This window comes from Kitasatospora sp. NPDC051170 (assembly GCF_044455705.1).
Classification (GTDB): domain Bacteria; phylum Actinomycetota; class Actinomycetes; order Streptomycetales; family Streptomycetaceae; genus Kitasatospora.
In genome coordinates this window covers 97,305-114,356 of sequence record NZ_JBITFA010000007.1, presented here as the reverse complement: position 1 = coordinate 114,356, position 17,052 = coordinate 97,305, and the positions used below count along the sequence as shown (strand labels likewise).

Below are 17,052 nucleotides of genomic sequence, written 5' to 3'. Positions count from 1 at the left end.
CAAGGGGCGCGGAAGATGCGCGCAGAGGAAGCGCGCAGGGGGAGGCCGGAAACAAGCAGGCATGATTGCTTTTTTCTGCGGTCGGTGCCACGCTGCTGCGCGGCGGCGCTCGTAGGGGGCGCCGCCAACCCACCGGCAGGGGAGGCGCATTGGCGCGCGAGCGGGCGGTTCTGCGGATCGGCAACGCGTCGGGGTTCTACGGGGACCGGTTCGCGGCGGTGCGGGAGATGCTCACGGGCGGGCCGCTGGACGTGCTCACCGGGGACTACCTGGCCGAGCTGACCATGCTGATCCTGGCGCGCGACCGGCTGAAGGACCCCTCGCTCGGGTACGCGCGGACGTTCCTGCGGCAGATGGAGGAGTGCCTGGGCCTGGCGGCGGAGCGGGGCGTGCGGATCGTGGTCAACGCGGGCGGCCTGAACCCGGCCCGACTCGCCGATGAGCTGCGGCAGTTGGCCGGGCGGCTGGGCGTCGAGGCGGCGGTCGCCCATGTCGAGGGCGACGACCTGCTCGCACGGCGGGCCGAACTCGGGCTGCCCGAAGGGCTGTTGGCGGCCAACGCCTACCTGGGGGCCTTCGGGATCGCGGCCTGCCTCGCCGAGGGGGCGGAGGTGGTCGTCACCGGGCGGGTCACCGACGCCGCGCTGGTCGTCGGCCCGGGGATCGCCCACTTCGGGTGGACGCCCGCCGACCTCGACGCCCTCGCCGGGGCCGTGGTCGCCGGACACGTCCTGGAGTGCGGCGCCCAGGCCACCGGCGGCAACTACGCCTTCTTCCGCGAGCACGAGGTGACGCACCCCGGCTTCCCGATCGCCGAACTCCACGCCGACGGCTCCAGCGTCATCACCAAGCACCCGGGCACCGGCGGCGCCGTCACCACCGGTACCGTCACCGCCCAACTCCTGTACGAGACCGGCGGAGCGCACTACCTCGGCCCCGACGTCACGGCCCGCTTGGACACCGTCCGCCTCACCGAGGAGGGCCCCGATCGGGTCCGCATCGACGGCGTACGCGGCGAGGCCCCGCCGGCCACCCTCAAGGTCGGCCTCAACCGCCTCGGCGGCCACCGCAACGAGGTGGCGTTCGTCCTCACGGGCCTCGACATCGAGGCCAAAGCCGCCCTCGTCCAGCGGCAGTTCACCGAAGCCCTGCCCCCCGAGGCCCGCCCCGCCGAACTGCGCTGGACCCTCGCCCGCACCGACCGTCCCGACGCCGACACCGAGGAAGCAGCCTCGGCGTACCTCAGGCTCACCGCCCGCGACCGCGACCCGGCCAAGGTCGGGCGCGAACTCGGCAAGGCGGCCGTCGAGTCGGCCCTCGCCGGTTACCCCGGCTTCCACCTCACCGCCCCGCCGGGACCGGGCGCCCCGTACGGGGTGTTCACCGCCGCGTACGTCGACGCGAAGCTCGTCGAGCACACCGCCGTCCTCCCGGACGGGCGCCGCCTGGCCGTCCCGCCGGCGCCGGTCACCGGCCAACCGGCCGACATCGAGGGGGAGTTGCCCGAGAAGCTCCCCGAAGGCCCCACCCGCCGCGCCCCCCTCGGCCTGGTCGCCGGCGCCCGCAGCGGCGACAAGGGCGGCGACGCCAACCTCGGCCTCTGGGCCCGCAGCGAGGACGCCTACCGCTGGCTCGCCCACACCCTCACCACCGACCGCCTGCGCGAACTCCTCCCCGAGGCGGCCCGGTTGCCCGTCACCCGCCACCTGCTGCCGAACCTGAGGGCCGTCAACTTCGTCATCACGGGCCTGCTCGGCGAGGGCGTCGCCGCCCAGCACCGCTTCGACCCGCAGGCCAAGGCGCTCGGCGAGTGGCTGCGCGCCCGCCACCTCGACATCCCGGAGGTCCTGCTGTGACCGTCCTGCCCACCCGCCTCGATCCGGCGGGGCCCGAGTACGCGGAGCACCGCGCGGCGATGCTCGCCAAGCTGGCCGAGCTGGACGCCGAGCACGCCAAAGCCCTGGCCGGGGGCGGGCCGAGCTATGTGGAGCGGCACCGGGGGCGCGGGAAGCTGCTGGCGCGCGAGCGGATCGAGCTGCTCGTCGACGAGGACTCGCCGTTCCTGGAGCTGTCCCCGCTGGCCGCCTGGGGCAGCGACCACCCCGTGGGGGCGGCGCTGGTCACGGGGATCGGCGTGATCGAGGGCGTGGAGTGCGTCATCACCGCCAACGACCCGACGGTGCGCGGCGGCGCCAGCAACCCGTGGACGCTGCGCAAGGCCCTGCGCGCCCACGAGATCGCGCTCGCCAACCGGCTCCCGCTGGTCAACCTGGTCGAGTCCGGCGGCGCCGACCTGCCCAGCCAGAAGGAGATCTTCATCCCCGGGGGCGCCCTCTTCCGGGACCTCACCCGGCTCTCCGCCGCCGGAATCCCCACCGTGGCCGTGGTGTTCGGCAACTCCACCGCCGGCGGCGCGTACGTGCCCGGCATGTCCGACCACACCGTCCTGGTCAAGGAGCGGGCCAAGGTGTTCCTCGGCGGCCCGCCGCTGGTCAAGATGGCCACCGGGGAGGAGGCCGACGACGAGTCCCTCGGCGGCGCGGAGATGCACGCCCGCACCTCCGGACTGGCCGACCACTTCGCCGTGGACGAGGCGGACGCGCTGCGCCTGGCCCGCCGGATCGTCGCCCGCCTGGACCACCGCAAGCCCGGCCCGGGCCCCGACCCGCTGGCGGAGCCGCCCAAGTACGCCGAGGAGGAGCTGCTCGGCGTCGTCCCGGGCGACCTGAAGGTGCCCTTCGACCCGCGCGAGGTGATCGCCCGGATCGTCGACGGCTCGGACTTCGACGAGTTCAAGCCGCTGTACGGCACCAGCCTGGCCACCGGCTGGGCCCGGCTGCACGGGTACCCGGTTGGCGTCCTCGCCAACGCGCAGGGCGTGCTGTTCAGCCAGGAGTCCCAGAAGGCCGCCCAGTTCATCCAGTTGGCGAACCAGCGCAACACCCCGCTGCTGTTCCTGCACAACACCACCGGCTACATGGTCGGCAGGGACTACGAGCAGGGCGGCATCATCAAGCACGGCGCGATGATGATCAACGCCGTCTCCAATTCCACCGTCCCGCACCTGTCCGTGCTCATGGGCGCCTCCTACGGCGCCGGGCACTACGGCATGTGCGGCCGGGCGTACGAGCCGCGGTTCCTGTTCGCCTGGCCGAGCGCCAAGTCCGCGGTGATGGGCGCCCAGCAGCTCGCCGGGGTGCTGTCGATCGTCGCCCGCCAGTCGGCCGCGGCGAAGGGCCGCCCGTACGACGAGGAGGCGGACGCCGCGATCCGGGCGATGGTCGAGCAGCAGATCGAGGCCGAGTCGCTGCCGGTCTTCCTGTCCGGGCGGCTCTACGACGACGGCGTGATCGACCCGCGCGACACCCGGACGGTACTGGGCCTGTGCCTGTCCGCGATCCACAACGCGCCGGTCGAGGGCGCGCGCGGCTACGGCGTCTTCCGGATGTGAGGGAACCCCACATGATCACCAATCTGCTGGTCGCCAACCGGGGCGAGATCGCCCGGCGCGTCTTCCGCACCTGCCGGCGCCTGGGCATCGCCACCACCGCCGTCCACTCCGACCCGGACGCCGACGCCCCGCACGTGCGCGAGGCCGACGCGGCCGTCCGGCTGCCCGGTGCCGCGCCCGCCGACACCTACCTGCGCGGCGACCTGATCGTGGCCGCAGCCCTCGCCGCCGGGGCCGACGCCGTGCACCCCGGCTACGGATTCCTCTCCGAGAACGCGGAGTTCGCGCAGGCCGTCCTCGACGCGGGTCTCACCTGGGTCGGCCCGCCGCCCGCCGCCATCGCCGCCATGGGCTCCAAGACCGCGGCGAAACGGCTGATGGCCGAGGCCGACGTGCCCGTCCTCGCCGCCCTCACCGAACCCACCGAGGCCGACCTGCCGCTGCTGGTCAAGGCCGCGGCGGGCGGCGGCGGCCGGGGCATGCGGGTGGTGCGCCGACTCGCCGACCTGGAGGCGGAGTTGGAGGCCGCCCGGGCCGAGGCCCTGAGCGCCTTCGGCGACGCCGAGGTGTTCGTCGAGCGCTACCTGCCCGCCGGGCGGCACGTCGAGGTGCAGCTGATGGCGGACTCCCACGGCACGGTCTGGGCCGTCGGCGACCGCGACTGCTCGCTGCAACGCCGCCACCAGAAGGTCGTCGAGGAGGCCCCCGCGCCCGGCCTCGCGCCCGAGGTCCGCGCCGCCCTCCACGCGGCGGCCGTCGACGCGGCCAGGGCCATCGGCTACCGGGGCGCCGGCACCGCCGAGTTCCTCCTCACCGAGGACGGCCGGTTCTGGTTCCTGGAGATGAACACCCGCCTCCAGGTCGAGCACCCCGTCACCGAGGCCGTCACCGGACTCGACCTCGTCGCCCTCCAACTCGCCGTCGCCGAAGGCGAACCGCTGCCCGGGCCCGCCGCGCCGCCGACCACCGGCCACGCGATCGAGGCCCGCCTCTACGCCGAGGACCCGGCCCACGGCTGGCGGCCCGCCACCGGCACCCTGCACCGCCTCGAACTCGACCGCTCGTACGAGGAGTTCGCGCCGGGGGAGCTGAGGCTGGACTCCGGCATCGGGGCCGGCGACGAGATCACCGCCCACTACGACCCGATGCTCGCCAAGGTCATCGCCTGGGCCCCCACCCGAGCCGCCGCCGCCCGCCGTCTCGCCCTCGCCCTCGCCCGCGCCCGCGTCCACGGACCCGCCACCAACCGGGAGACGCTGGTGCGCGCCCTGCGCCACCCGGCCTTCCTGGACGGGCGGTTGCACACCGGCTTCCTCGCCGAACACGCCGAGGACCTCGCGGCCCGAGGCGCGGCGGGCACCGAACGCGCCGCCCTGGCCGCCGCGTTGGCGGCCGCCGCCGCCCGGCGCACCCCGCTCCCCTCGGGCTGGCGCAACCTGCCCTCCCAGCCCCAGCTCAGGCGCTACCGTACGGTGGACGGCGCCGAGTTGGAGGTGCGCTACCGCCACACCCGCGACGGACTGCACGCCGAGAGCCACCCGGGCGTCGAACTCGTCAGCGCCACCCCCGAGTTCGTCGTCCTCGCCGAGAACGGACTGCGCCGCGGCTACCACCTCGCCCGCCACGGCGACCAGGTGTACGTCGACACCGCCACCGGCGCCGTCACCCTCACCGCCCTTCCCCGCTTCCCGGAACCGACCGTGCGCACCGACCCCGGCGCCCTGCTCGCCCCCATGCCCGGCACCGTCGTGCGCACCACGGCCGCCGTGGGGGAGCGCGTCACCGCCGGGCAGCCCCTGCTCGTCCTGGAGGCGATGAAGATGGAGCACCGCATCACCGCCCCCGCGGACGGCGTCCTGGTCGAACTGCGCGCCGAGCCGGGCCGCCAGGTCGAGGTCGGCGCCCTGCTCGCCGTCGTCAAGACCGAGACCGACTCCACGACCGATCCCACGACCGATCCCACGACCGACTCCGAGACTGAGGATGGACCCGCGTGACCACCACCATCGGCAGCCAGCTCCTCGAGACCCCCGAACGCCGCGCCCTGCGCCAGGCCGTCGGCGACCTGGGCCGCCGCTACGGCTCCGCCTACTACCTCGCCAAGGCCCGCGCGGGCGAGCCAGCCGAGGAGCTGTGGGCCGAGGCCGGCAAGGCCGGCTACCTGGGCGTCAACCTGCCCGCCGAGTACGGCGGCGGGGGCGGCGGCATCACCGACCTGGCCATCGTCCTGGAGGAACTCGGCACCGCCGGCTGCCCGTTGCTGCTGCTGATCGTCTCCCCGGCGATCTGCGGCACGGTCATCGCCCGCTACGGCACCGAGGAGCAGAAGCGGCGCTGGCTGCCCGGGCTCGGCGACGGCACCCGCAGGATGGCCTTCGGCATCACCGAACCGGACGCCGGCTCCAACTCCCACCGCATCTCCACCGTCGCCCGCCGCGACGGCGAGGACTGGCTGCTGACCGGGCGCAAGGTGTTCGTCTCCGGCATCGACCACTGCGACGCCGTCCTGTTCGTCGCCCGCACTGAGGACGAGCGCACCGGCAAGCTCAAGCCCTGCCTGTTCGTCGTCCCGCGCGACACGCCCGGCTTCGAGTACCGGGCGATACCGATGGAACTCATCGCCCCCGAGAAGCAGTTCCAGGTCTTCCTGGACGAGGTGCGGCTGCCCGCCGACGCCCTGGTCGGCGACGAGAACGCGGGTCTGCTCCAGCTCTTCGCGGGCCTCAACCCCGAGCGCATCCTCACCGCCGCGTTCTCCCTGGGGCTCGCCCGCCAGGCCCTCGGCAAGGCCGTGGAGTACGCGAAGACCCGCACGGTCTGGTCCACGCCCATCGGCGCCCACCAGGGCCTGGCGCACCCGCTCGCCCAGTGCGCGGTGGAGATCGAGCTCGCGCGCCTGATGACCCAGAAGGCCGGGCTGCTGTACGACGCGGGCGAGGACGTCGCCGCCGGGGAGGCCGCCAACATGGCCAAGTACGCGGCCGGGGAGGCCGCCGCCCGTACCGTCGACCAGGCCGTCCAGACCCTCGGCGGCAACGGCCTCACCCAGGAGTACGGCCTGGGGGCCCTGCTCGCCGCCACCCGGGTGGGTCGGGTGGCGCCGGTCAGCCGGGAGATGATCCTCAACTACGTGGCCCAGCACACCCTGGGCCTGCCCAAGTCTTACTAGACTGACCCCTCCCCTCCCCGCCCGAAGCAGGCGGGGAGGGGGTCCAACTACCCGCGCACGGAGCTCAGATGGGCGAAGACCACCGTGTTGGCCTCGTACCCGGTGCCCCGGTCGAAGCGGCCGCCGCAGGTGATCATTCGCAGTTCGGCGCGGTCGGCGGTGGCGCCGTAGACCAGCGCGTCCGGGAAGTCCTTCTTCGGGAAGACCTTGACGGAGTCGATGGTGAACACCGCCGTCCGCTTGTCCTTGCGCGTCACCTCGACGGTGTCGCCGGGGCGCAGCAGCCCGAGCCGGTAGAACACCGCCGGGCCGCTGCGGTTGTCCGCGTGGCCGACGACGATCGCGGTGCCCGCGGCGCCGGGTGAGGCGCCGTCCCGGTACCAGCCGGTGAGGTTGCGCTGGTCCATGGGCGGGGTGGCCACCTGGTGGGCGGCGGTGAGCCCGAGGCCGGTGACCGGGGCGTCGACCTTGATCGCCGGGATGCGGATGCGGGTCGGGGCCGAGGCTCCCAGGGGCGGGAAGGCGGGCGGGAGCACGGGAGTGGGCGAGGGTGAGGGCGCAGGGGAGGTGGAGGCGGTGGTGGTCCGTACGGGCGAGGGCGTGGCGGACGGCGGCGCGGGCGGGGGAAGCGGCGGCCCGGCGCGGTCGGCGGAGCCGTGCAGGACGAGCCAGCCGCCGCCCGCCGCGAGCACCAGCGCGAGGGCCCCGGCCGCCCACGGGGGGCGGCCGGGGCCGGTGCGCGGTGCGCGCGCGGGTCGGTCAGGACTCGGCATTGCGCCCGTTGCGGCGGCGGATCACCCGGGCGGTGAGCACGCCGGAGCCGGCGAGCAGCACGGCACCGCCGAGCACCTCGGCCGCGTCGGGCCCGGAGGTGCCGCCGCCGCCGGTGCCGACGGGGCCGTGCGGCCCGGCGCTCGGGGAGGCGCTCGGCGAGGCCCCGGGGGAGGTGGACGGCTTGGGCGAGGTGCTGGGGGATGCGCTCGGGGATCCGCTGGGCGAGGAGGAGGGCGAGCTGGAGGGGGACGACGACGGGGACGGGGAGGGCGAGGAGGTGGCGCAGGAGACCTCGAAGACCTTCTGCTTCGCCGTGCCGGTCTCACCGACGAACGTCCATTCGAGCTTGTAGTGCCCGTCCGGCAGGCTGTACGTCTGCGTCGACCCGGTGCCGTTGGTGAGGACGATGCTCCCGGCGAGCACCTGGGCCGTACCGGTCGGCGGCTGCTGCTCGATCGTCCAGTTGACCAGCTGGACGGTGTCGAAGTTGAAGGCGTCCAGGTAGAACTTGCAGACCTTGGGGTCGTCGTTCTGGCTGGAGACGGGCGTGCTGCTGTCGTGAACCTTGACGTCGCCGTTGTCGCCGGGCGCGGCGAACGCGGTCGGCGCGGCGCCGAGGGTCAGGGCGGCCGCGACGGCGGCGGCGGTGAGGAAACGGGCGGGGAGGAGGGCTCTCACGGGGGTTGGCTCCAAGCTTCGGGACCGCTCCCGGGGGCGGGCGGCCGTGGTGCACCACCGTCGGCGCGGGCGCCCCCCGGGGCAACTGTGCCACGCGCGCGCCCTCCCCGGTTCCCCACAATGGCCCAGCGGGGGCCTGACGGTCCGTATGCTCCAGAGCGCGCCCGGGCCGGCGCCGCGAACCACCCTTCGCCGGCCGTCGTTGATGCGTCAACTTCCTTCCTGGAGGCTTACCTTGGTGTTCCGCAGCGAGTTCCCGGACGTCCCGCCGATCGACCTGCCGATCCATGACGCGGTCCTGCGCGACGCGGCCCGCCACGGCGACCGTCCGGCCCTGGTCGACGGCGTCACCGGGGAGGGCGTCGGCTACGCACGGCTCGTCGAGGCCGTCGAACGCGTCGCCGTCGGGCTGGCCGCCGCCGGGGTGCGCCAGGGGGACGTCCTGGCTCTGTTCAGCCCCAACAGCACCGCCTACCCGATGGCCTTCTACGGCGCCACCCGCGCCGGAGCCACCGTCACGCCCGTGCCCTCCCTGGCCACCCCCGCCGAGCTGGCCGGCCAGCTCGGCGACGCCGGCGCCCGCTGGCTGGTCACCGTCACCCCCCTGCTGCCCACCGCCGCCCGCGCCGCCGAGCTGCTCGCCGAGCGGGGCCGCCCGCTCGCCGGCACGATCGTCCTCGACGGCGCCGAGGGCCACCTCTCCCTCGCCGACCTGCTCGCCGCCCCCGGCCCCGCCCCCGAGCTCGCCGTCGACCCCGCCCGGGACGTCGCCGTGCTCCCGTACTCCAGCGGCACCACCGGGCTGCCCAAGGGCGTCATGCTCACCCACCGCTCCATCGCCACCAACCTCGCCCAGTGCGACGCCCTCTACCGCCCCGCCGAGGGCGAGCGCATCCTCGCCGTCCTGCCCTTCTTCCACATCTACGGGCTGACCGCGCTGCTCAACCAGCCGCTGCGCTGCGGCGCCACCGTCGTCGTGCTGCCCCGCTTCGACCTCGAACAGTTCTGCCGCACCATCGAGGAACAACGCGTCCAGGCCCTCTTCGTGGCGCCGCCCATCGCCCTCGCCCTCGCCAAGCACCCGATCGTCGACCGCTACGACCTCTCCTCCGTCGAGTACCTGCTCTGCGCCGCCGCCCCCCTCGACCCGGAACTCGCCGCAGCCTGCGCCGGCCGCCTGGGCCTGCCGCACCTGCTCCAGGGCTACGGCATGACCGAGCTGTCCCCGGTCACCCACGTCGTCTCCCCCCAGGAGAGCGACCCCTCGCCCGGCTCCGTCGGCCGGATGGTCCCCTCCACCGAACTGCGCGTCGCCGCCCTCGACGGCACCGACGACGACCTCGGCCCCGGCCTGCCCGGCGAGCTGCTCATCCGCGGCCCCCAGGTGATGAAGGGCTACTTCGGCCGCCCCTCCGACACCGCCGCGATGGTCGACGCCGAGGGCTGGCTCCACACCGGCGACATCGGCTTCGTCGACGGCCGCGGGTACCTGCACATCGTCGACCGGGTCAAGGAGCTCATCAAGTACAAGGGCTACCAGGTCGCCCCCGCCGAACTCGAGGCCGTCCTCCTCGGCCACCCGCAGATCGCCGACGCCGCCGTCATCGGCGTCACCGACGCCGACGGCGGCGAGAGCCCCAAGGCGTTCGTCGTCCGCGCCCCCGGCAGCGCGCTCACCGCCGAGGAGGTCACTGGCTACGTCGCCGGACACGTCGCCCCGTACAAGAAGGTCCGCGCCGTGGAGTTCGTCGACGCCGTCCCCAAGTCCGCGGCCGGCAAGATCCTGCGCCGCGAACTGCGCGCCCGCGAGGCCGAACGCGCGGGAGCGGCGGCGGGAGCCGCAACGGGGGCGGCAGCGGGAGCGGCCCTCTGACCCCCGGCGGGCGAAGACCGCGGCCCGTCTGTGAGGATCGACCGACCGCGCCACCGTCCGGACAGGAACCACCGCCCGCCATGACCAGCCAGCACCCCGCCCGCACACCCCAGCAGGACCGCAGCCGCGCCACCCGCGCCCGGCTGCTCGCGGCGGCCGTCGAGTGCCTGGCCGAACTCGGCTGGCAGGGCTCCACCGTCACCGTCGTCGCCGAACGGGCCGGCGTCTCCCGGGGCGCCGCCCAGCACCACTTCCCGACCCGCGAGGACCTCTTCACCGCGGCCGTCGAACACGTCACCGCCGAGCGGCTGGCAGCCGTCCGCGCCCACGCGGACGAACTGCCGGCCGCCGGCCCCGACCGCACCCGCGCCGTCGTCGACATGATCGTGCGCCTCTACACCGGCCCCGCCTTCCGCGCCGCCCTCCACCTGTGGACCGCCGCCGCCACCGAGGAGGCCCTGCGCGAGCGCATCGTCTCCCTCGAAGGCCGCGTCGGACGCGAGGCCCACCGCGCCGCCGTCGAGTTCCTCGACGCCGACGAGACCCGCCCCGGCGTGCGCGAATCCGTCCAGGCCACCCTCGACCTCGCCCGCGGACTCGGCCTCGCCAATCTGCTCACCGACGACAGCCATCGGCGTTCCGGGGTGATCCGGCAGTGGGCGGGCGTTCTGGAGAGTACGCTGCGCCCGGTACGCCCATGACGCCCGTACATCCCGAGCGGCCGGACGCCCCCAGACCAAGGGGTCGCCGGGCGGCCGATGTCCGTGCAGTCTGGAGAAGAACCCCGGCCGGCACGGACCGCGAGGCCCACCCGGCCGGGCACGAGCCGAACCGGGGTGCTGCCTGATCATGCACGGACACGACTGGGACGCCACCGACGCCGCCGGCCCCGCACCCGGCGGCACCTTCGCACGCCCCGAGGGCCACCGGCTCGTCCCCTTCGCGACGGTCCTGCTCCAGGGCGACGGACTGATCCTGCACTGGAGCGAGGACGCCGAGGCCCTGCTCGGCTACACCGCCGACGAGGCCGTCGGCACCTACGCCGCCCAGCTGCTCACCGACGGCACCGACCGGCCCGCCGTGCTCGCCCTCTTCGCCCGGATCATGACCGGCACCGGCTGGTCCGGCGTCTTCCCCGTACGCCACCGCGACGGCCACAAGGTCGACCTGGAGTTCCGCACCCACCGCATCGCCGGCCCCGCCGGCACCCTGCTGCTGCTCGCCACCGCCTCCGACACCCGCGCCCTGCACGCCGTCGAGGCCGACCTCGCCGTCCTCGACGGCGTCTTCGCCCGCTCGCCCATCGGCATGGCCGTCTACGACACCGACCTGCGCTTCGTCCGGATCAACGAGTCCCTCGCCCGGATGAACGGCGTGCCCGTCGCCGCCCACCTCGGCCGCCGGATATCCGCCGTCCTGCCCGGCATCAACACCGCCGAGATCGAACAGACCATGAGACAGGTCCTCAAGACCGGCAAACCCGTGGTCGACGCCCGCTCCCACGGCCGCGTCCCCGGGGACCCCCGCCGCGACCGCGCCTGGTCCGCCTCCTACTTCCGGCTCGAGGATTCCACCGGCCGGGTCTTCGGCGTCTGCTCCTCGATCATCGACGTCACCGAACGCTTCCAGGCCGAGGCCCGCGCCGCCCGCGCGCAGGAACGCCTCGCCACCATCGCCGAGGCCACCGCCCGCATCGGCACCACCCTCGACCTCCAGCGCACCGCCGAGGAGCTCATCGAGGCCGTCGTGCCCCGCTTCGCCGACTTCGCCACCGTCGACCTCCTCGAACCCGTGCTGCGCGGCTCCGAACCCAGCGCCATCCCCACCGACCGCACCATCACCCTGCGGGCCGTCGCCGTCGGCGAGTCCTACGAGTCCGGGCTCGCCCACGCCGTCGACGTCGTCGGCGAGACCAGCGAGTACGCCCCCGACCGCAGCTACACCCAGTGCCTGCGCAGCGGGAAGCCGCTGCTGCGCGCCCACGTGGACGAGGAGGTGCTCCGCGGACTGGTCTCCAGCGAGGACCGCGTCGCCCCCGGGATCGCGGCCGGCATCCACTCGTACATGATGGTGCCGATCACCGCCCGCGGCATGGTCCTCGGCGGCTCCGAGTTCATCCGCATGCGCAACCCCGAGCCGTTCACCGACGCCGACGTCGCCCTCGCCGAGGAACTCGTCGCCCGCACCGCGCTCGCCCTCGACAACGCCCGCCTCTACCGGCGCGAGCGCGAGACGGCGCTCACCCTCCAGCGCAGCCTCCTGCCCCAGGAGATCAACCGCACCCTCGGCCTGGAGATCGCCTACCGCTACCTGCCCAGCAGCGTGGTCAGCGAGGTCGGCGGCGACTGGTTCGACGTGGTGCCGCTGTCCTGCGGGCGCGTCGCCCTCGTCGTCGGCGACGTCATGGGCCACGGCATCCGCGCCGCCGCCACCATGGGCCAGCTGCGCACCGTCGCCCGCACCCTCGCCACCCTCGACATGCCGCCCGAGCAGGTCCTCACCCGACTGGACGAAACGGCCTCCGGCATCGGCGAGGGCCAGTTCGCCACCTGCATCTGCGCCGTCTACGACCCGCTGGAGCGCACCGTCCAGGTCGCCTCCGCCGGCCACCTGCCGCCCGTGTGGGTCGGCCCCGACGGCATCCCCCGCCGGGTCGAGGTGCCGCCCGGGGTGCCGCTGGGCGTCGGCGGGGTCGCCTTCGAGTCCATCGAGTTCACCCTCCCCGAGGGCGGGCTCGTCACCCTCTACACCGACGGCCTGGTCGAGCGGCGCGGCCAGGACCTCGACGACGGGATCGACCAGCTGGCCCGCACCCTCGCCGGGCCCGGCCGCACCCTGGAGGAGAACTGCGACGCCGTCGTCTCCGCGCTCGTCACCGACGGCACCGAGGACGACATCGCGATGATCATGGCCCGGGTGCTCCCGCTGCCCGCCGACCGCATCGCCACCCTCCCCCTCACCGGCGGCGGCCGGGTGCCCGGGCAGGCCCGGCGCTTCACCCGCGCCACCCTGGAGAACTGGGGCCTGAGCGCGCTCTCCGACTACGCCGAACTGCTCGTCAGCGAACTCGTCACCAACGCGCTGCTGCACGCCGACGCCCCGCGGCGGCTGCGGCTCTTCCGCGACCGGGTGCTCACCCTCGAGGTCTCCGACGCGGGCGGGCAGACGCCGCAGCTGCGGCCCTTCGCGGAGCAGGACGAGGGCGGGCGGGGGATGTTCCTGGTCAGCGAGCTGGCGCACCGGTGGGGGAGCCGGCTGACGCGGGACGGCAAGGTGGTCTGGGCGGAGCTGGAACTGCCGTTCGGGGTGAGCTGACCGGGGTGAGCTGACGGGGGTGAGCTGACGGGGGCGAGCTGACGGGGTGAGCTGACCGGGGCGAACTGACGGGGCGAACGGAAAGGTCCCCGTACGCCTGGGCGTACGGGGACCTCTGTCGCTGCTACGCGCCCACCGTCCTCGGCTGCTGCTGCGGGTCCACCTCGACGGGGCCCTCCTGCGCGGGGGCCTCCTCGCCGGGGAGCCCGCGCAGCAGGCGCCAGGCCATCAGCGACGCGGCCGCCAGCAGCAGGGCGGCCAGCAGGCCGGCGGAGTTCATGCCCTGGACGAACGCGTCCTTGGCGCTGGCCAGCAGCGGGGCGGCGACGTCCACCGGCAGGGTGCCGGCCGTCTCCACGGCCGCGCCCAGGGACTCGCCCGCACGGGCGGTGGCCTCCGGGCCCGCGGTGGCGGGGACGGTCAGGCCGTTCACGTAGATCGAGCCGACCACCGAGCCGACCAGCGCGATGCCGAGCGCCGTGCCCAGCTCGTACGCCGTCTCCGAGACCGCCGAGGCGGCCCCCGCCTTGTCGGCGGGCGCGGCGGTGAGCACCAGGTCTGCGCTGAGGGTGTAGGCCACGCCCTCGGCCGTGCCGACCACCAGGAACGAGGCGGCCAGCGCCAGGTAGGTGGTGTCCTGCTGGAGTAAGCCCAGCACGCCCATGCCGAGGCCCATGGCCAGCAGACAGGTCGTCAGCAGCACCCGGGCGCCGAAGCGGCGGGCCAGCCGGGCCGTCAGCAGACCGCCGGCCACCGAGCCGGCGAAGGCGGGCAGCTCGGCCAGACCCGCCTGGAGCGGGCCGTAGCCGCGCACCAGCTGGAGGTACTGGGAGCTGACGAAGATCACGCCCGAGACCCCGACCAGCGAGATCAGCGAGGCCGTGACCGCCGCGGTGAAGCGCCGGTTCGCGAAGAGCCGCACATCCAGCAGCGGGCTCTCCAGCCGCAGCTGGCGGCGGACGAAGACCGTCAGCGCGGCGGCGCCGAGCAGGAAGGTGACGGGCACATCCCAGCGGGCCACGCCGTGGGCGGCGGCCTCCTTGATCGCGTACACCACGCCGATCACCCCGGCCATGGACAGCGCCACGCTCAGCACGTCCCAGCGGCCCGGCTTCGGGTCCTTCGACTCCGGCAGCAGCCGGGCGCCGAGGACGAGCAGCAGGAGCAGCACCGGGATGTTCATCAGGAACACCGAGCCCCACCAGAAGTGCTCCAGCAGCACCCCGCCGACCACCGGCCCGAGGGCTGCGCCGGCCGTGGCCGCCGCGCCCCAGATGCCGATCGCGGTGGCCCGCTCGCGGTCGTCCGGGAACAGGGCGCGGATCAGCGAGAGGGTGGAGGGCATGATCGTCGCCCCGGCCACGCCGAGCAGCGCGCGGGCCAGGATCAGCCAGCCGGCGCCGGGCGCGTAGGCGGCCAGCAGCGAGGCGGCGCCGAAGGCGGCGGAGCCGATCAGCAGCAGCTTCTTGCGGCCGATCCGGTCGCTGAGCGCGCCCATGCTGACCAGCAGGCCCGCCAGGACGAAGGAGTAGGAGTCGCCGATCCAGAGCAGCTGGGTGCCGCTGGGGCGCAGCGTCTCGCTGATGGACGGGATGGCGAGGGAGAGGACGGTCGCGTCCAGGGCCACCACGGTGACGGCCAGGACGAGGACGGCGAGGCCCGTCCAGCGGGTGCCGTGGAGGTCGCGGGTGTTGTGGTCGCTGGTGCTGGTGCGGGCAGGGGCGGTGCTGCTCATGGGGTATCGGTTTCCGGTTTCCGGTCCGGTGTGCTGGGGGTGGGGTCGGTGGCTCTGTCGGCTCTCGGGGCCCCGGGGTGGCGCAGGGCGCCGCCGAGGAAGAGTTCGGCCAGGGAGAACGCGGCGTCGCGGGGGGCGAGGCGTCCGTCCTGGATGGCCCAGCCGATGCCGGCGACGAGGTCGAAGAACGCCTCGCTCAGCCAGGCGGCGCTGAGCTCGATCCGGAAGACGCCCTGCTGCTGGCCGCGCAGGAAGAGCGCGTGCAGCCGGGCGATCTGGACTTCCCAGAGCTCGTTGATGTCGTCGTTCTCGTAGAGCTGATTCTCGCCCGCGAGGAAGGCGCAGAGCGCGGCGTCGGGCACGGAGGCGTCGACGAGGCGGCGCAGGGCGGCCTCGGCGTCGCCGTCGTCGACGGCGGCGGCGTCCAGGGCGGCGGCGAAGCGGTGCAGCCCGAGCAGGCCGACCTCGCGGATCAGCGCCTCGCGGCCCGGGAAGAGCCGGTGCAGGGTGGCACGGCTGATGCCGGCGGCGCGGGCGATCTCGTCGAGGTGGGCGCCCGGGCGGCGGGAGAGGACGCCGACGGCGGCTTCGAGGACGGTGTCGCGGTCGGTGGCCATGGGTCGAGTGTAGAGCAGATGAGACATGGATGTCTCAAAATTACCCCGTGGATCTCAGTTGGCCCCCGAACGTGCACTACGCCAGTAGTGGCACTACGGAAGTAGTGCCACTACTGGCGTAGTCCCGGCGGCCCCGGAGGGAGAAGGGAGGCAGCAAAAACCGGGGACGGCGGGTGTGCCGTCCCCGGTGGGGCGCCGCTCGGTCGCGGCTCGCTGTCGCGGCCGCGCTCAGCTCTGGTTGTAGAAGCCCGTGTCGTCCAGCGGCCGGTCGATCACCGTGACCTCGACGTCTGCCGGGGTGAGCAGGAACACCCGGCGGGCGATCCGCTCGATGCCGCCGCGGGTGCCGAAGATCAGCCCGGACGCGAAGTCGACCATGCGCTTGGCCTCGGCCTCGTTCATCTCGGTGAGGTCCATGACCACCGGGATGCTCGCCCGGATGTGCTCGCCCACCGTCCGCGCGGCCTCGAAGCCGGTCGGCCGGAGGGAGACGATCTTCGCGGGCGCCGGCACCGCCGGGATCGTGTCCTGATCGTCCCACTCGTCCTCGTACACCGCGGCCGGGTAGTTCCCCGAGGGCATCAGCCACCCGTTGTGGTGCTCGTCGCGAAGTGCTCCCATGCCGCGGCCTCCCTGTCTCGTCCCGTCCTGGTCCCCCGGGGTTGCGTGTCCTTTTTGACACGTCATCCACTCGTCGGAACTGTCCGAGTATCGCACTGTTCACCGGTCCTGTGCCCGCTCGCGGCCTCCGTACGAGTCGCGCCGTGCCGGATTCCCGGGCGGGCCCGGGCACCATCAGCGACGCGCAGGTGCACCGTACGGTTGCGCGCGTAGACCATATCGGTCACGGTCACCGTCTAATTGACCTTCTGTCAACAATGCGGAAACGATTTCACCCACGTTGGATCACGGGCTCACTCGCCGGTCGAGCCGTCCACGAGTTCCCGCAGAAGATCCGCGTGTCCGTTGTGCCGGGCGTACTCCTCGATCATGTGGACCACGATCCAGCGGAGCGTCACCTCCTCGCCCCGGCGCGGCCGCATGCCGATGGTGTCCAGCGACAGCGCGGCCGCCGCGCGGCGGGACGCCTCGACCTCGGCGCGCCAGACGGCGAAGTCGGCGGCCACGTCCGCGGTGGCGACGTCGTCGAAGTCGCCGTCCTCGTTCTCCGCGGTCCAGAAGTGACCCGAGGCGAACTCCTCACCCAGGAGGATCTCCTGGAACCAGTACCGCTCCACCTCGGCCATGTGCCGCACCAGGCCCAGCAGCGACAGGTTGGACGGCGGGACGGAGCGCAGCCGCAGCTGGTCGTCGGTGAGGCCCTCGCACTTGAGGGCGAGCGTGGCGCGGTGGTAGTCGAGCCAGGCGTAGAGCGTGTCGGCCTCGTCGGCCGCCATCGGCGGATCGATCCGCTTCTCGAGTTCGGTCATGGTTGGCAAT

At 74.0% G+C, this 17,052-nt stretch carries 13 protein-coding genes; 7 read left to right on the top strand and 6 right to left on the bottom strand.

Translation table 11 applies throughout. The annotated features are described in order from the left end of the window. Positions 1–149: 149 nt before the first annotated feature. The 4 genes from ACIBCA_RS17175 to ACIBCA_RS17160 are packed head-to-tail and all read left to right on the top strand — an operon-like array spanning position 150 to position 6,620. Positions 150–1,856: an acyclic terpene utilization AtuA family protein gene (locus ACIBCA_RS17175; protein ID WP_396283701.1), complete on the top strand. Its 1,707-nt coding sequence runs from the start codon at positions 150–152 to the stop codon at positions 1,854–1,856. Further along, positions 1,853–3,451 carry an acyl-CoA carboxylase subunit beta gene (locus ACIBCA_RS17170; RefSeq protein WP_396283700.1) on the top strand — a complete coding sequence of 533 codons (1,599 nt, stop codon included), beginning with the start codon at positions 1,853–1,855 and terminating at the stop codon, positions 3,449–3,451. Before ACIBCA_RS17175 ends, ACIBCA_RS17170 begins: the two co-directional genes overlap by 4 nt. Before the next feature lie 11 nt (positions 3,452–3,462). Further along, positions 3,463–5,448 (top strand): acetyl/propionyl/methylcrotonyl-CoA carboxylase subunit alpha, encoded by a 1,986-nt coding sequence (locus ACIBCA_RS17165; protein WP_396283699.1) that lies wholly within the window; start codon positions 3,463–3,465, stop codon positions 5,446–5,448. Between the two features lie 8 nt (positions 5,449–5,456). Next, a complete protein-coding gene (locus tag ACIBCA_RS17160) occupies positions 5,457–6,620 on the top strand; it encodes an acyl-CoA dehydrogenase family protein (RefSeq protein ID WP_396283860.1) in 1,164 nt (387 codons plus the stop codon). Positions 6,621–6,667: 47 nt separating this feature from the next. Here the strand turns inward: ACIBCA_RS17160 and ACIBCA_RS17155 are convergent, their stop codons facing one another. Then, the gene (locus tag ACIBCA_RS17155; RefSeq protein WP_396283698.1) at positions 6,668–7,393 is read right to left on the bottom strand and encodes a class F sortase; all 726 of its coding nucleotides are present in this window, start codon (positions 7,391–7,393) and stop codon (positions 6,668–6,670) included. After that, on the bottom strand, positions 7,380–8,072 hold the full coding sequence (locus ACIBCA_RS17150) for a hypothetical protein (protein WP_396283697.1): 693 nt from the start codon (positions 8,070–8,072) through the stop codon (positions 7,380–7,382). Before ACIBCA_RS17150 ends, ACIBCA_RS17155 begins: the two co-directional genes overlap by 14 nt. Positions 8,073–8,307: 235 nt before the next feature. Between ACIBCA_RS17150 and ACIBCA_RS17145 the strand changes: the two genes are divergently transcribed. The 3 genes from ACIBCA_RS17145 to ACIBCA_RS17135 all read left to right on the top strand — a co-directional run bounded on the left by ACIBCA_RS17145 (position 8,308) and on the right by ACIBCA_RS17135 (position 13,260). After that, entirely contained in the window at positions 8,308–9,945 is a 1,638-nt protein-coding gene (locus ACIBCA_RS17145; RefSeq protein WP_396283696.1) for a 4-coumarate--CoA ligase family protein, read from the top strand. A gap of 80 nt (positions 9,946–10,025) precedes the next feature. Further along, a complete protein-coding gene (locus ACIBCA_RS17140) occupies positions 10,026–10,646 on the top strand; it encodes a TetR/AcrR family transcriptional regulator (RefSeq protein WP_396283695.1) in 621 nt (206 codons plus the stop codon). Between the two features lie 148 nt (positions 10,647–10,794). Then, on the top strand, positions 10,795–13,260 hold the full coding sequence (locus ACIBCA_RS17135; protein WP_396283694.1) for a SpoIIE family protein phosphatase: 2,466 nt from the start codon (positions 10,795–10,797) through the stop codon (positions 13,258–13,260). A 124-nt stretch (positions 13,261–13,384) separates the two neighbouring features. Here ACIBCA_RS17135 and ACIBCA_RS17130 read toward each other — a convergent pair whose 3' ends face one another. The 4 genes from ACIBCA_RS17130 to ACIBCA_RS17115 all read right to left on the bottom strand — a co-directional run bounded on the left by ACIBCA_RS17130 (position 13,385) and on the right by ACIBCA_RS17115 (position 17,042). Next, positions 13,385–14,995 carry an MFS transporter gene (locus tag ACIBCA_RS17130; RefSeq protein ID WP_396283693.1) on the bottom strand — a complete coding sequence of 537 codons (1,611 nt, stop codon included), beginning with the start codon at positions 14,993–14,995 and terminating at the stop codon, positions 13,385–13,387. Then, complete coding sequence (locus tag ACIBCA_RS17125) at positions 14,992–15,612, bottom strand: TetR/AcrR family transcriptional regulator (protein WP_396283692.1); 621 nt, start codon at positions 15,610–15,612, stop codon at positions 14,992–14,994. Before ACIBCA_RS17125 ends, ACIBCA_RS17130 begins: the two co-directional genes overlap by 4 nt. Before the next feature lie 228 nt (positions 15,613–15,840). Beyond that, complete coding sequence (locus tag ACIBCA_RS17120) at positions 15,841–16,233, bottom strand: cell division protein SepF (protein WP_396283691.1); 393 nt, start codon at positions 16,231–16,233, stop codon at positions 15,841–15,843. A gap of 293 nt (positions 16,234–16,526) precedes the next feature. Beyond that, a complete protein-coding gene (locus ACIBCA_RS17115) occupies positions 16,527–17,042 on the bottom strand; it encodes a DinB family protein (protein WP_396283690.1) in 516 nt (171 codons plus the stop codon). Positions 17,043–17,052: the final 10 nt, after the last annotated feature.